Raw genomic sequence first — 17,355 nt, 5'->3', positions numbered from 1 at the left:
TTCACCGAGCGCTTAAGGACGTGGCTCCCCCTGTGACGCGTGTCTAGCGTTCAACCGGGTGATGCCTGTTTCCGCTCCGGCCACGGTCGACCGGGGCGCGCCCGGCGGCCGGGGGTGCGAGACGGTCGCGCAGGAATTGCAGCCGACAGATCGGGGTGGCAAGGGCATGGGCCAGAACGACGGTGTCCAGCAGCCGGGGCAGCGGCACGGTCTCACCGCCGGACAGCTCTCCATCTGGTACGGCCAGCTACTGGAACCGGAAAGCCCGGGCTATCAGACCGCCGAATACCTGGAGATCACGGGCCACTTCGACGTGGACCTCTTCACCCGGGCGCTCCGCCGCGCGCTCAGCGAGGTGGAGTCCCTGCACGTCGGCTTCGACCAGGACGCCGACGGGACGGTGACGCAGCGCGTCGACGTCACACAGGACTGGCCGGTGCACGTCGTGGACGTCAGCCACGAGGCGGACGCCCGGGCCGCCGCCGAGCGGTGGATGTGGGAAGAGCTGGGCCGGCCCGGCGGGCTCGGGCGGCCGCTGTTCACCGAGGCGGTCTTCCGGGAGGCACCCGACCGGCACCTGTGGTTCCACCGCATCCACCACATCGCGGCCGACGGCCTGAGCGGCTCGATCATCGTGAACCGAGTGGCCCAGGTCTACAACGCCCTTCTCGAAGGGCGTTCCTGCGACCAAGGCGCCCTCCCCCCGGTCGAGGTGCTGGTGAACGCCGACGCCGCCTACCGCGGCAGCGCCGATCTCGCGGCCGACGCCGCGTACTGGCGAGCGGCCCTCGCCGACCGCCCCGACGCCGCCACCCTCAGCGAGCGCCGCCCCGAGCGCAACCTCCGCACTCACATCCGGCACGTCGAAAGGATCGACGCGGCCGAGGTCACCGCCCTGAAGAGCACGGCACGCGGACTCCGCACCTCCCTGTCCGGCCTGGTCATCGCGGCCACCGCCGTGTACCTGCACCGCATGACCGGTGCCGAGGACATCGTCCTCGGCATGCCCGCCCCCGGCAGGACCGGAGCCGCCGCGAAGGCCGTACCCGGGATGACGTCCAACATCCTTCCCATCCGGCTCTCCTTACGCCCCGCGACGACACTGCACGACCTGCTCCGCCAGGTGTCCGAAACCGTACGCGGCGCCATGCGCCACCAGCGCTACCGCTACGAAGACATCGCCCGGGACCTGCGAACCACCGACACCGGAGCACTCTTCGGGCCCGTGGTGAACATCCTGTCGTTCGACTACGACGTGAAGTTCGGCAACTGCCCCGTCACCCCCCACAGCCTGTCGGCCGGACCGGTCGACGACCTCAACATCAACGTCTACGACCGCTCCCACGACGGCAGCGTGGAACTCGCCTTCGACGCCAACCCCGCCTCCTACACGGAAGCGGCCAACCGAACCCACGCCCGCCGCTTCCGCACCCTCCTGCACTGGATCGCCGCCGCCACGCCCCAGGACCGGGTCGGCGGGGCGGAGCTGCTGCTCCCCGCAGAGCGCGAGGCACTCACCCACGGCCTCCACCCGGAAGCGATCGGCCGGCCTCCCCGGCCCCGGCAGTCCCTGGCCGCACTCTTCGAGGCGCGGGTGGAGCGGTCCGCCGGTGCGGTCGCGGTGGTGTTCGGCGACGAGGAGATCTCGTACGGGGAGCTGAACCGCCGGGCGAACCGGCTGGCGCGGCTGCTCGTGGAGCGGGGTGTGGGTCCGGAGGGCCGGGTGGGTATCGCGCTGCCCCGGTCGGTGGACCTGGTGGTGGCGCTGCTGGCGGTGGTCAAGGCCGGAGGGGCGTACGTACCCCTCGACCCCGACTACCCGGCCGACCGCCTCGCCTACATGCTGCGGGACGCGGCCCCGGTAGCGGTCGTGACCTCGACATCGGTGGCCCGGGACCTGCCCGGGGACGGAACCCCGCACCTGCTCCTGGACGACCCGCGGACCGCGGCGGCTCTGGTCCGGCACTCGCCGGAGGACCTGACCGACGCCGACCGCCTCGCGCCGCTGAGCCCCGAGCACCCGGCGTACGTCATCTACACCTCCGGCTCCACCGGACGCCCCAAGGGAACGCTCGTCCCGCACAGCAATGTGGTGCGCCTGTTCACGGAGACCGAGGACTGGTTCGGCTTCGGACCCCAGGACGTGTGGAGCTGGTTCCACTCCTTCGCCTTCGACTTCTCGGTCTGGGAACTGTGGGGAGCCCTGCTCCACGGCGGCCGGCTCGTCGGCGTGCCCTTCGACGTCAGCCGCACCCCCACCGAGTTCCTCTCGCTCCTCGTACGCGAAGGGGTGACCGTCCTCAACCAGACCCCCTCCGCCTTCTACCAGCTCATGCGGGCGGACGAGGAAAACCCGCGGCTCGCCCAGGACCTCGCCCTGCGCACCGTCGTCTTCGGCGGCGAAGCACTCGACCCCACGCGGCTCGCCGCCTGGTACGCCCGCCACCCCGACAACGCCCCGACCCTCGTCAACATGTACGGCATCACCGAGACGACCGTGCACGTCACCTACCGCCCCCTCTCCGCCGCCGACTCCCGGGCCGGGACCAGCCCCATCGGACAGGGCATCCCCGACCTGGGCGTACTCGTCCTCGACAGCGCCCTGCGTCCGGTGCCGGCGGGGGCTGTCGGTGAGTTGTACGTCGCCGGTGCGGGTCTGGCGCGTGGGTATCTGAACCGGCCTGGTCTGTCGGCGGAGCGTTTCGTGGCGTGCCCGTTCGCGGCGCCGGGGGAGCGTATGTACCGGACGGGGGACCTGGCCCGCTGGAACACCGACGGTGAGCTGGAGTTCCTGGGGCGCGTGGACGACCAGGTGAAGATCCGTGGGTTCCGTATCGAGCTCGGGGAGATTGAAACGGTCCTCGCCGGGCACGACGTGGTCGCTCAGGCCGCCGTCGTCGTGCGGGAGGACCGTCCTGGCGACCGGCGGCTCGTCGCGTACGTGGTGCCGGGGGAGGACGCCCCTGCGCCCGCCCTGACGAGTGAACTGCGTGGGCGCGTGGCGAGGGTACTGCCGGACTACATGGTGCCGTCCGCGTTCGTGGTCCTGGACGGGCTGCCCCTGACTGTCAACGGCAAGCTTGACCGCAAGGCGCTTCCCGCCCCTGATCACAGCCCCATCAGCGTTGGCCGTGAGCCGGTGACGGAGCGGGAGAGGGTGCTGTGTCAGGCCTTCGCCGAGGTCCTGGGTGTGGAGCGGGTCGGTGTGGATGACTCGTTCTTCGCGTTGGGTGGGCATTCGCTGCTGGCGGTGTCGTTGGTGGAGCGGTTGCGGGCGCGGGGCGTGGCGGTGGACGTGCGGACGTTGTTCACGTCGCCGACGGTGGCGGGGTTGGCGTCGGTGGTGGGCCGGGCGGACGTCGTCGTGCCGCCGAACGGTATTCCGGTGGGCGGTATGGATGTGCTCACGCCGGAGATGGTGCCGCTGGTCGACCTGGACGCCGCGCAGCTTGAGCACGTGGCGGCGTCGGTTCCGGGTGGGGCGCGCAACGTGGCGGACGTGTACCCCCTGGCACCCCTCCAGGAGGGCATCTTCTTCCACCACGTGATGGCCGCCGGTGGTGGCGGTGACGCCTACGTGCTGAGCGCCGTCCTGGGGTTCGACTCGCGGGCGCTGCTGGATGGTTTCGTGTCGGCGCTGGGCCGGGTGGTCGAGCGGCACGATGTGTTCCGGACTGCGGTGGTGTGGGAAGGGCTGCCCGAGCCGGTACAGGTCGTACTGCGGGAAGCGCCCTTGCGGGTCACCGAGGTGACCCTGACGGGTTCCGGTGAGGCGGCGATCGAGGAGTTACAGGCCCTGGGAAACCGGCCGATGGACCTCGGCCGGGCCCCGCTGCTCGATCTGCACATCGGACAGGACACGGGCGGCGGCCGGTGGCTGCTGCTCTACCGCTTACACCACCTCATCGGTGACCACACCTCACTGGGCGTCATGGCGCGTGAGGTGGACGCCTTCCAAGCCGGCCGCGGGCAGGAGCTTCCGGCGCCGCTGCCCTTCCGGGACTTCGTGGCGCAGACGCGACTGAGGATGTCCCGGGACGAGCACGAGTCGTACTTCCGTGGACTGCTGGAGGACGTGACCGAGCCGACGGCGCCGTACGGGGTGCTGGACGTCCACGGCGACGGCAGCCAAGTGGCCGAAGCCACCCTCGCGGTGGAACGCGAGCTGGACGCACGGGTGCGGAAGGCGGCACACAGCCACGGGGTCAGCCCGGCCACGGTGTTCCACGTCGCGTGGGCGCGGGTGGTGGCGGCGCTGTCGGGGCGGGACGACGTGGTGTTCGGCACCGTGGTGTTCGGCCGCCTCCAGGCCGGGGCCGGGGCCGACCGGGTACCGGGTCTGTTCATCAACACGCTCCCCGTCCGCGCGACCGTGGGCGGGGCGTCGGTGGCGGACGCGGCACGTGCCATGCACGGCCAGTTGGCCGACGTACTGGCACACGAGCACGCGCCGCTGACCCTGGCCCAGCGCGCCAGCGCCGTCGAACCCCCGCTGCCCCTGTTCACCACCCTCCTCAACTACCGGCACAGCAGTGCTTCGGCCGGCGAGCCCGCGGCACCGCCCATCGACGGCGTCGACTGGCTCCACATCCGTGAGCGGACCAACTACCCCCTCACGGCTTCGGTGGACGACATGGGCACCGAGTTCCACCTGACCGTCCAGGCGACGGAATCCGTGGACCCGCGCCTGATGTGCGGCTACCTGCGCACCGCCCTCGAAAACGTCACCACCGCTCTGGAGGCCCGTCCCGGGGCCGCGTTGGACCAGCTCGATGTGGTGCCGCCGACGGAGCTGGAGCGTCTGCTGGTCGGGTGGAACGCGACGGAAGGACCGGTTCCCGGCGGGTCGTTGGCCGGGCTGTTCGAGGCGCGGGTGGAGCGGTCCGCCGGTGCGGTCGCGGTGGTGTTCGGTGAGGAGGAGGTTTCGTACGGGGAGCTGAACCGCCGGGCGAACCGGCTGGCGCGGTTGCTCGTGGAGCGGGGTGTGGGTCCGGAGGGCCGGGTGGGTGTCGCGCTGCCCCGGTCGGTGGAGCTGGTGGTGGCGCTCCTCGCGGTGGTGAAGGCCGGAGGGGCGTACGTGCCGTTGGACCCGGACTACCCGGCCGACCGCCTCGCGTACATGCTGCGGGATTCCACACCGTCCGTGGTCCTGACGGCGGGCCCGGCGGCCGGCGACATACCGGAGTGCGGAGTGGAGCTGCTGCTCCTCGACGACCCGCAGACCGCGGCGGCTCTGACCCGGCACTCGCCGGAGGATCTGACCGACGTGGACCGTCTGGCGCCGCTGTGTCCCGAGCATCCGGCGTATGTGATCTACACGTCGGGTTCGACGGGTCGTCCGAAGGGTGTGGTGGTGCCGCATCGGGGGATCGTGAACCGGCTGGTGTGGATGCAGGCGGAATATGGTCTGGGTGCTGATGATCGGGTGTTGCAGAAGACGCCGTCGGGTTTCGATGTGTCGGTGTGGGAGTTCTTCTGGCCGCTGATCGCGGGTGCGGGGCTGGTGGTGGCGGCTCCGGGCGGGCACAAGGACCCGGGGTACCTCGCTGAGCTGATCCGGGTCCGGGGCGTGACGACGGTTCATTTCGTGCCGTCGATGCTTCAGGCCTTCCTGGGTGATCCGGCGGCGGCCTCGTGCACGGGCCTTCGTCGGGTGATCTGTTCGGGTGAGGCGTTGTCGGCGGGGCTGGCGCAACGGTTCCGGGCCGTGGTGGCGGGTGTGCCGCTGCACAATCTGTACGGGCCGACGGAGGCGTCGGTGGACGTGACGTATTGGGAGTGCGCGGCCGTGGAGGTTTCCGGCTCGGAGGCGGTCTCCGTCCCGATCGGCCGGCCGATCGCCAACACGCGCATGTTCGTCCTCGACAGTGCCTTACGTCCGGTTCCGGCGGGGGCGGTCGGTGAGCTGTACATCGCCGGTGTCGGCCTGGCGCGTGGGTATCTGGACCGGCCTGGCCTGTCGGCGGAGCGTTTCGTCGCCTGCCCGTTCGGGGCGCCGGGGGAGCGCATGTACCGGACGGGGGACCTGGCCCGCTGGAACACCGACGGTGAGCTGGAGTTCCTGGGGCGCGCCGACGACCAGGTCAAGATCCGTGGGTTCCGCATCGAGCTCGGCGAGATCGAGACGCTGCTGACCAGGTACCCGAGTGTCGTGCGGGCCGCCGTTGTCGTGCGCGAGGACCGTCCCGGCGACCGGCGCTTGGCCGCCTACGTCGTGCCGACGGAAACCCACGACCGAGCCGACAAAGGCCAGGCCCTCGGCGCTGAACTGCACGCCTTCCTGGCCCGGTACCTGCCGGACTACATGGTGCCGTCCGCGTTCGTGGTCCTGGACGAGCTGCCCCTGACCGTCAACGGAAAGCTCGACCGCAAGGCGCTTCCCGCCCCTGATCACAGCCCCGTCGCCGTTGGCCGTGAGCCGGTGACGGAGCGGGAGAGGGTGCTGTGTCAGGCCTTTGCCGAGGTCCTGGGTGTGGAGCGGGTCGGTGTGGATGACTCGTTCTTCGCGTTGGGTGGGCATTCGCTGCTGGCGGTGTCGTTGGTGGAGCGGTTGCGGGCGCGGGGCGTGGCGGTGGACGTGCGGACGTTGTTCACGTCGCCGACGGTGGCGGGGTTGGCGTCGGTGGTGGGCCGGGCGGATGTGGTGGTGCCGGCGAACGGTATTCCGGTGGGCGGTGTGGATGTGCTCGCGCCGGAGATGGTGCCGCTGGTCGACCTGGACGCGGCGCAGCTTGAGCACGTGGCGGCGTCGGTTCCGGGTGGGGCGCGCAATGTGGCGGATGTGTATCCGCTGGCGCCGCTCCAGGAGGGCATCTTCTTCCATCATGTGATGGCTGCTGGTGGTGGTGGCGGTGATGTGTATGTGCTGCCGATGGTTCTGGGGTTCGATTCGCGGGCGCTGCTGGATGGTTTCGTGTCGGCGCTGGGGCGGGTTGTCGAGCGGCACGATGTGTTCCGGACTGCGGTGGTGTGGGAGGGGCTGCCGGAGCCGGTGCAGGTTGTGCTGCGGGAGGCGCCCTTGCGGGTTACCGAGGTGAGGCTGGCGGGCTCGGGTGAGGTGGCGGTCGAGGAGCTTTTGGGTCTGGGCGATGTGCCGATGGACTTGGGTTGTGCGCCGCTTCTGGACGTTCATGTGGGCCGGGAAACCGGTGGTGGCCGGTGGCTGCTGCTTCTGCGGATGCATCACCTGATGGGTGATCACACGTCGTCGGAGGTGGTGGCGCGTGAGGTGGGTGCTCTGCTGGCAGGCCGTGGCGGGGAGCTGGGTGAGCCCTTGCCGTTCAGGGAGTTCGTCGCCCAGGCGCGGTTGCGTATGTCTCGGGAGGAGCATGAGCGGTACTTCCGTGGGCTGCTGGGCGATGTGGACGAGCCCACGGCGCCGTACGGGGTGCTGGACGTCCAGGGCGACGGCAGCGATGTGAGCGAGGCGTCCCTGCCCCTCGCGGGCGAAGCGGCGGCTCGGTTGCGTGAGGTGGCCCGGGGCTTGGGCGTGAGCGCGGCAACGGTGTTCCATGTCGCGTGGGCGCGGGTGGTGGCGGCGTTGTCGAGGCGGGACGACGTGGTGTTCGGCACCGTGGTGTTCGGCCGCCTCCAGGCGGGTGCGGGGGCGGACCGGGTACCGGGTCTGTTCATCAACACCCTCCCTGTCCGCGCCGCCATGCGGGGCTCGGTGGCCGACGCGGTACGCGGGATGCAGGCCCAGCTCGCCGACGTACTGGCACACGAGCACGCGCCGCTGAGCCTCGCCCAGCGCGCCAGCGCCGTCGATCCGCAGGTACCCCTGTTCACCACCCTCCTCAACTACCGGCACAACGGCGCTTCGGGCGACGCCGAGCCCGTTGACCTGGCCATCGACGGCGTCGAATGGCTCCGGGTCCGTGAGCGGACCAACTACCCCCTCACCGCGGCGATCGACGACACCGGCACCGACTTCCAGCTCCGGGTCCAGTCCGTCTCTCCCATGGACCCGCGGACGATGTGCGGCTACCTCCACACGGCGGTGCGGAACATCACCGAAGAGCTGGAGGCCCGTCCCGAGGCCGCGCTCCAGCAGCTCGATGTGGTGCCGCCGGCGGAGCTGGAGCGTCTGCTGGTCGAGTGGAACGCGACGGAGAGGCCGATTCCCGAGGGGTCGTTGGCCGGGCTGTTCGAGGCGCAGGTGGAGCAGTCCGCCGATGCGGTCGCGGTGGTGTTCGACAACGAAGAGGTTTCGTACGGGGAGCTGAACCGCCGGGCCAACCGGCTGGCGCGGCTGCTCGTGGAGCGGGGCGTCGGCCCGGAGGCCCGGGTGGGTATCGCGCTGCCCCGGTCCGTAGAGCTGGTGGTGGCGCTGCTGGCGGTGGTGAAGGCCGGAGGGGCGTACGTACCGCTGGACCCGGACTACCCGGCCGACCGCCTCGCGTACATGCTGCGGGATTCCACACCGTCCGTGGTCCTGACGGTGGGCCCGGCGGCCGCCGGCATGCCGGAGTGCGGCGTGGAGCTGCTGGTACTCGACGACCCGCAGACCATCGGGGCACTGTCGGAACGCGCACCGGAGGACCTGACGGACGCCGAGCGCCTCGCGCCGCTGCGCCGCGAGCACCCGGTGTACGTCATCTACACCTCCGGTTCCACCGGCCGCCCCAAGGGCGTCGTCATCCAGCACCGGAGCCTCGTGAACATGGCGCACGCCGCGATCGAGGTCAACGAGATCACCCGGGCAGGCCGCGTGCTCCAGTTCGCCTCACCGAGCTTCGACGTGGCCCAGATGGAAGTGTGGATGTCGCTCCTCTCCGGAGCACGTCTCGTCATGGCACCCGCGGCTGAACTGCTCCCGGGCGAAGGCATGGTGAACGTACTCAAGAGGCACGAGATCACTCACGCGGGAATACCGCCGGTCGTGCTCGCCGCACTTCCCGACGACGCCCTGCCGGACGGAATGACGCTGGTGGTGGGCGGCGAGACGTGTGCACCGGCGATCGTGGAGCAGCGCTCGGCCGGGCGCCGAATGATCAATCAGTACGGTCCCACCGAGACCACGGTCTGCGCCACCATGAGCGCCCCCTTGTCCGGGGCGATGACCCCACCCATCGGTCGCCCGATCGCGAACACCGAAGTCCTGGTACTCGACGGTGGCCTGCGTCCGGTGCCGGCGGGGGCGGTCGGTGAGTTGTACGTCGCCGGTGCGGGTCTGGCGCGTGGGTATCTGGACCGGCCTGGTCTGTCGGCGGAGCGTTTCGTGGCGTGCCCGTTCGGGGCGCCGGGGGAGCGTATGTATCGGACGGGGGACCTGGCCCGCTGGAACAGCGACGGTGAGCTGGAGTTCCTGGGGCGCGTGGACGACCAGGTGAAGATCCGTGGGTTCCGCATCGAGCTCGGGGAGATCGAGACGGTCCTCGCCGGGCACGACGTGGTCGCTCAGGCCGCCGTCGTCGTGCGGGAGGACCGTCCTGGCGATCGGCGGCTCGTCGCGTACGTGGTGCCGGGGGAGGATGCCCCGGCGGGCCTGACGAGTGAACTGCGTGGGCGCGTGGCGAAGGTACTGCCCGACTACATGGTGCCGTCCGCGTTCGTCGTCCTGGACGAGCTGCCGTCGACGGCCAACGGAAAGCTTGACCGCGACGCGTTGCCCGCGCCGGATCTCACGGGTGACGTGTCATCCCGGGGGCCGCGTGATGTGCGGGAGGAGGTGCTGTGCCAGGCCTTCGCCGAGGTCCTGGGCGTGGAGCAGGTGGGCATCGACGACTCGTTCTTCGCGTTGGGTGGGCATTCGCTGCTGGCGGTGTCGTTGGTGGAGCGGTTGCGGGCGCGGGGCGTGGCGGTGGACGTGCGGACGTTGTTCACGTCGCCGACGGTGGCGGGGTTGGCGTCGGTGGTGGGCCGGGCGGATGTGGTGGTGCCGGCGAACGGTATTCCGGTGGGCGGTGTGGATGTGCTCGCGCCGGAGATGGTGCCGCTGGTCGACCTGGACGCCGCGCAGCTTGAGCGGGTCGCCGCTTCCGTCCCCGGCGGGGCGCGCAATGTGGCGGATGTGTATCCGCTGGCGCCGCTTCAGGAAGGCATCTTCTTCCATCATGTGATGGCTGCTGGTGGTGGTGGCGGTGATGTGTATGTGCTGCCGATGGTTCTGGGGTTCGATTCGCGGGCGCTGCTGGATGGTTTCGTGTCGGCGCTGGGGCGGGTTGTCGAGCGGCACGATGTGTTCCGGACTGCGGTGGTGTGGGAGGGGCTGCCCGAGCCGGTGCAGGTTGTGCTGCGGGAGGCGCCCTTGCGGGTTACCGAGGTGAGGCTGGCGGGCTCGGGTGAGGTGGCGGTCGAGGAGCTTTTGGGTCTGGGCGATGTGCCGATGGACTTGGGTTGTGCGCCGCTTCTGGACGTTCATGTGGGCCGGGAAACCGGTGGTGGCCGGTGGCTGCTGCTTCTGCGGATGCATCACCTGATGGGTGATCACACGTCGTCGGAGGTGGTGGCGCGTGAGGTGGGTGCTCTGCTGGCAGGCCGTGGCGGGGAGCTGGGTGAGCCCTTGCCGTTCAGGGAGTTCGTCGCTCAGGCCCGGTTGCGTATATCTCGGGAGGAGCACGAGCGGTACTTCCGTGGGCTGCTGGGCGATGTGGACGAGCCCACGGCGCCGTACGGGGTGCTGGACGTCCAGGGCGACGGCACTGGCCTCAGCGAGGTGTCTCTTGAGGTCGAACGCCCGCTGGCAGAGCGGTTGCGTGAGGTGGCCCGGGGCTTGGGCGTGAGCGCGGCCACGGTGTTCCACGTCGCGTGGGCGCGGGTGGTGGCGGCGCTGTCGGGGCGGGACGACGTGGTGTTCGGCACCGTGGTGTTCGGCCGCCTCCAGGCCGGGGCCGGGGCGGACCGGGTACCCGGGCTGTTCATCAACACGCTCCCGGTGCGGGTGACCGTGGGCGGGGTGTCCGTCGCCGACGCGGTACGCGGGATGCAGGCCCAGCTCGCCGACGTACTGGCACACGAGCACGCGCCGCTGACCCTGGCCCAGCGCGCCAGCGCCGTCGAACCCCCGCTGCCCCTGTTCACCACCCTCCTCAACTACCGGCGCAGTCAGGGAACCGACAAACGGTCGACCGACACCGGCATCGACGGAGTGGAGCGGCTCCACGACCAGGAGCGGACCAATTACCCGCTCATGGCTTCGGTGGACGACATGGGCACGGAGTTCCACCTGACCGTCCAGGCGACGGGCTCCATCGACCCACGAGTGGTGTGCGGCTGCCTCCACACGGCGGTGCGGAGCATCACCGAGGAGCTGGAGGCCCGTCCCGAGGTCGCGCTCCAGCAGCTCGATGTGGTGCCGCCGGCGGAGTTGGAGCGTCTGCTGGTCGAGTGGAACGCGACGGAAGGACCGGTTCCCGGCCGGTCGTTGGCCGGGCTGTTCGAGGCGCGGGTGGAGCAGTCCGCCGATGCGGTCGCGGTGGTGTTCGACAACGAAGAGGTCTCATACGGGGAGCTGAACTGCCGGGCCAACCGGCTGGCGCGGCTGCTCGTGGAGCGGGGCGTCGGCCCGGAGGCCCGGGTGGGTATCGCGCTGCCCCGGTCCGTGGAGCTGGTGGTGGCGCTGCTGGCGGTGGTGAAGGCCGGAGGGGCGTACGTACCGCTGGACCCGGACTACCCGGCCGACCGCCTCGCGTACATGCTGCGGGACGCGGCGCCCACGACGGTGGTGACATCGGCATCGGTGGCCCAGGACCTGCCCGAAACCGCGATCCCGCATCTGCTCCTGGACGACCCCCGGAACATCGCGGCACTCGCTGCCTGCTCGCAGGAGGATCTGACGGACGTGGACCGTCTGGCGCCGCTGCGCCCCGAGCATCCGGCGTATGTGATCTACACGTCGGGTTCGACGGGTCGTCCGAAGGGTGTGGTGGTGCCGCATCGGGGGATCGTGAACCGGCTGGTGTGGATGCAGGCGGAGTACGGTCTGGGTGCTGATGATCGGGTGTTGCAGAAGACGCCGTCGGGTTTCGATGTGTCGGTGTGGGAGTTCTTCTGGCCGCTGATCGCGGGTGCGGGGCTGGTGGTGGCGGCTCCGGGCGGGCACAAGGACCCGGGCTATCTGGCGGAGCTGATCCGGGTCCGGGGCGTGACGACGGTTCATTTCGTGCCGTCGATGCTTCAGGCCTTCCTGGGTGATCCGGCGGCGGCCTCGTGCACGGGCCTTCGTCGGGTGATCTGTTCGGGTGAGGCGTTGTCGGCGGGGCTGGCGAACCGGTTCCAGGCCGTGGTGGCGGGCGTTCCGCTGCACAATCTGTACGGGCCGACGGAGGCGTCGGTGGACGTGACGTACTGGGAGTGCGCGGCCGTGGAGGTTTCCGGCTCGGAGGCGGTCTCCGTCCCGATCGGCCGGCCGATCGCCAACACGCGCATGTTCGTCCTCGACAGTGCCTTACGTCCGGTTCCGGCGGGGGCGGTCGGTGAGCTGTACATCGCCGGTGTCGGCCTGGCGCGTGGGTATCTGAACCGGCCGGGCCTGACGGCGGAACGCTTCGTCGCCTGCCCGTTCGGGGCACCCGGCGAGCGCATGTACCGGACGGGGGACCTGGCCCGCTGGAACACCGACGGCGAGCTGGAGTTCCTGGGGCGCGTGGACGACCAGGTGAAGATCCGTGGGTTCCGCATCGAGCTCGGCGAGATCGAAACGGTCCTCGCCGGGCACGGCGCGCTCGCTCAGGCCGCCGTTGTCGTGCGCGAGGACCGTCCTGGCGACCGGCGGCTCGTCGCGTACGTGGTGCCGGGTGGCGACACGGCCGAGGTGTCCGTCGCTGACATCCGTGCCTCCATGGAGGCCTTCCTGCCCGACTACATGGTGCCCTCCGCCTTCGTCGTCCTGGACGAGCTGCCCCTGACCGTCAACGGCAAGCTCGACCGCAAGGCGCTTCCCGCCCCTGATCACAGCCCCGTCGCCGTTGGCCGTGAGCCGGTGACGGAGCGGGAGAGGGTGCTGTGTCAGGCCTTCGCCGAGGTCCTGGGCGTGGAGCGGGTCGGTGTGGATGACTCGTTCTTCGCGCTGGGCGGGCATTCGCTGCTGGCGGTGTCGCTGGTGGAGCGGTTGCGGACGCGGGGCGTCATGGTGGACGTACGCACCCTGTTCACCTCGCCGACGGTGACGGGGCTGGCGTCGGTGGTGGGCCGGGCGGACGTCGTCGTGCCGCCGAACGGCATCCCGCCCACCGGCACGGACGTGATCACGCCGGACATGGTGCCGCTCGTCGACCTGGACGCCGCACAGCTCGAACAGGTCGCCGCTTCCGTCCCCGGCGGGGCGCGCAATGTGGCGGACGTGTACCCCCTGGCACCCCTCCAGGAGGGCATCTTCTTCCACCACGTGATGGCCGCCGGTGGGGGCGGTGACGCCTACGTATTGAGCGCCGTCCTGGGGTTCGACTCGCGGGCGCTGCTGGATGGTTTCGTGTCGGCGCTGGGCCGGGTGGTCGAGCGGCACGATGTGTTCCGGACTGCGGTGGTGTGGGAAGGGCTGCCCGAGCCGGTACAGGTCGTGCTGAGGGAAGCGCCGCTGCGGGTCACGGAGGTCACCTCTGCGGAGATCGCTGAGGCCGGGCCGATGGATCTTCGTCGTGCGCCACTGCTCGATGTGCATGTCGCAAGGGACCCCGACAGGGACCCCGACAGGGACCCCGACGCGGACCGCTGGCGGCTGCTCCTCCGCGTCCACCACCTCATCAGCGACCACACCTCACTGGAAGTGGTGGCGCGTGAGGTGGGTGCTCTGCTGGCAGGCCGGGGCGGGGAGCTGGGTGAGCCCTTGCCGTTCAGGGAGTTCGTCGCCCAGGCCCGGTTGCGTAGGTCTCGGGAGGAGCACGAGCGGTACTTCCGTGGGCTGCTGGGCGATGTGGACGAGCCCACGGCGCCGTACGGGGTGCTGGACGTCCAGGGCGACGGCAGCGATGTGAGCGAGGCGTCCCTGCCCCTCGCGGGCGAAGCGGCGGCTCGGTTGCGTGAGGTGGCCCGGGGCCTGGGGGTGAGCGCGGCAACGGTGTTCCATGTCGCGTGGGCGCGGGTGGTGGCGGCGTTGTCGGGGCGGGACGACGTGGTGTTCGGCACCGTGGTGTTCGGCCGCCTCCAGGCGGGTGCGGGGGCGGACCGGGTGCCGGGTCTGTTCATCAACACCCTCCCTGTCCGCGCTGCCATGCGGGGCTCGGTGGCCGACGCGGTACGCGGGATGCAGGCCCAGCTCGCCGACGTACTGGCACACGAGCACGCGCCGCTGAGCCTCGCCCAGCGCGCCAGCGCCGTCGAACCCCCGCTGCCCCTGTTCACCACCCTCCTCAACTACCGGCACACCCCCGCGTCCGACGAGCCGGGCACCGCCACCGGTATCCCGGGCGCCGAATGGCTCCACGTCCGCGAGCGCACCAACTACCCCCTCACCGCGGCGGTCGACGACACCGGCTCCGGCTTCCAGTTGGTGGTGAAGGCGGCCGGGCTCATCGATCCGCACCGCGTCTGCGGCTACCTGCGCACCGCCCTCGAAGGCGTCACCGGCGCCCTTGAGGCGCACCCCGAAGCCCCGCTGCGGCAGCTAGACGTACTCGACACCGATGAGCGGGAGACGCTACTGGGCCTGTCCCGTAGTACGACGGCGCGGGAGGTGGCTGCCCAGACCGTTCCTGCCGAGTCGGTGGTGGAGCAGTTCGAGGCGCAGGCGACTCGGTCCCCGGCAGCGACGGCTCTGGTGTCCAGCAGCGAACAGGTCTCGTACGAGGAACTGAACCGCCGGGCCAACCGGCTGGCGCGGCTGCTCGTGGAGCGGGGCGTCGGCCCGGAGGCCCGGGTGGGCATCGCCCTGCCCCGGTCCGTGGACCTGGTGGTGGCGCTCCTCGCGGTGCTGAAGGCCGGTGCGGCGTACGTACCGCTGGACCCCGACCACCCGGCCGAGCGCCTCGCCCACATGCTGCGGGACGCCGCACCCTCCGTGCTGCTGACGGCCCGCCCAGCGGCCGCTTCCGTCCCGGACCGCGGGATCCCGCGACTGCTTCTCGACGACCCGCGGACCGTGGCGGCCCTGGCCCGGAGGGACCCGGGGAACGTGACGGACGCCGACCGCCCGGCGCCCCTGCGCCCCGACCACCCGGCCTACGTCATCTACACGTCCGGTTCCACCGGCCGCCCCAAGGGCGTCGTCATCCGGCACCGGAGCCTGGGCAATTACGTGGCGCACTGCCGTCACGCGTACCCCGAGCTGGCCGGCAGGACCCTGCTGCACGCGTCGGTGGCCTTCGACGGCAGCGTCACCGTCCTCCACGGGGCACTCACCCAGGGCGGCACCGTCTGCGTCGCAGCCTTGGACGACCAGGTGGCCGCTGAGGTGGGCAGCGAGCCCTTCACGCTCCTCAAGGTGACCCCCAGCCATCTGCCTTACCTCGACGCGCTCGCCGGCGCCTGTGCTCCCGACGGCCGGCTGATGCTCGGCGGCGAGCAGGTCAACGCCGCCGAGCTGGGGCGATGGCGGCTGCGGAACCCGGGGATCGGCGTGGTCAACCACTACGGGCCGACCGAGACGACAGTCGCCTGCACGGACCATCGGCTCGCCCCTGGTGACGGGATACGCGGCGGCACGGTGCCGATCGGCAGGCCCATCGCGCAGGTGCGGACGTATGTGCTGGACGGCGGACTGCGGCCGGTACCGGTCGGTGTGCCCGGTGAGCTGTACGTCTCCGGCGTGGGGCTGGCGCGGGGCTATCTGAACCGGCCGGGTCTGACGGCGGAGCGCTTCGTCGCCTGCCCGTTCGGGGCGCCGGGGGAGCGTATGTACCGGACGGGGGACCTGGCCCGCTGGAACACCGACGGTGAGCTGGAGTTCCTGGGGCGCGCCGATGACCAGGTGAAGATCCGTGGGTTCCGCATCGAGCTCGGGGAGATCGAGACGGTCCTCGCCGGGCACGGCGCGGTCGCCCAGTGCGCCGTCGTCGTACGGGAGGACCGCCCCGGCGACCGGTACGTGGCCGCGTACGTCGTATCGGCGGAAGCCGGCGACGGTGTGGCGTTCGTCGCTGAACTGCGCGCGTACCTGGGACTGCTCCTGCCGGATCACATGGTGCCGTCGGCCTTCACGGTGCTGGCCGGACTGGCCCTGACCGTCAACGGGAAGCTCGACCGCCGGGCTCTCCCCGCCCCCGACCGCTCCGGCACCGCAACGGCCGCCCCCGGCCGGGAGCCGGTGACGGAGCGGGAAGCGCGGTTGTGCGATGTGTTCGCCGAGGTCCTCGGTGTGGACCGCGTCGGCCTCCAGGACTCCTTCTTCGACCTCGGCGGGCACTCGCTCCTCGCCATCCGGCTCGCCAACAGGGTCCAGGCCGAGCTGGGAACGGCGTTCACCGTCCGGCAGGTCTTCGCGTACCCGACCGTCGCCGCCGTCCTGGAGATGCTGGACCGGCCGGGCGACCCGGGGCGGCGGCCGGACGACCCGCGGCAGCGGCCGGACGGGCCGGGGCGGCGGCCGGACCGGTCGGCGGAAAGGGGCGGGCCGGACGGCCTCGGCGTGCTCCTGCCGCTCCGGGCCCGTGGGGACTCCGCTCCGCTCTTCTGCGTCCACCCGGCGGCCGGGCTCAGTTGGTGCTACTCGCCGCTGCTGGCCTCCATGCCGGCCGACCGACCGCTGTACGGGCTCCAGGCCCGGGGCCTGGACGGCATCGGCACCCTTGCGGCCTCGGTGGCCGAGATGGCGGCGGACTACATCGCGCAGATCCGCACGGTTCGCAGGACCGGGCCGTACCACCTTCTCGGGTGGTCGCTGGGCGGGGTCGTCGCGCACGAGATGGCGGTGCGGCTTCAGGAGGAGGGCGACGAAGTAGGCGCCCTCGTCCTGCTGGACTCCTACCCGCGCAGCGGCCGGACGGCCGCCCGGGCCCGTGCCCGGCTCGCTGGAGCCGGTGGACCCGACGGAACGAAGCGGCTCGCGGCGTTGGCGGAGGGCCTCGGGGTCGGACTGCCGGCCGACCGGACGGCACTGCGGGAGGCCGATCTCGTGCGTCTCATACGCGCCGGTGGGGAGATGCTCGCCGCCCTTTCCGAGGAGGACATCACCGCGATGGCGACAGTCGCCGAGAACAACTCCGTTCTCCTCGGCGCGCACGTCCCGCGGCTGTTCAGGGGAGACGTGGCCTTCATGTCGGCGAGTGAGGGCAGGCGCCCGGACGACCCCGTCGTCGAGCAGTGGAAGCCGTACGTCTCCGGAACGGTCCACGAGACCCCGCTGCCGTACGCCCACGTGGAGATGGCCCATCCCGACGCGCTGGCACGGACCTGGCAGGCCGTGGCCGCGTACCTGGCCGATCACTGAAACCCCCGGAGCAGGAACGGCCCCCACCGGGCTCACCCGGTGGGGCCCTGGTA

Annotated in this window: 1 protein-coding gene; it reads left to right on the top strand. The window is 71.1% G+C overall.

From position 1 onward, the window contains the following. Positions 1-166 precede the first annotated feature (166 nt). Positions 167-17,302: a non-ribosomal peptide synthetase gene (locus ACZ46W_RS32330; protein WP_468345400.1), complete on the top strand. Its 17,136-nt coding sequence runs from the start codon at positions 167-169 to the stop codon at positions 17,300-17,302. The last annotated feature ends 53 nt before the right edge of the window (positions 17,303-17,355 follow it).

This window comes from Streptomyces sp. NPDC031064, from assembly GCF_055570965.1.
The sequence above is the reverse complement of the archived record's forward strand: the minus strand, read 5'-3'. Positions and strand labels throughout refer to the sequence as shown.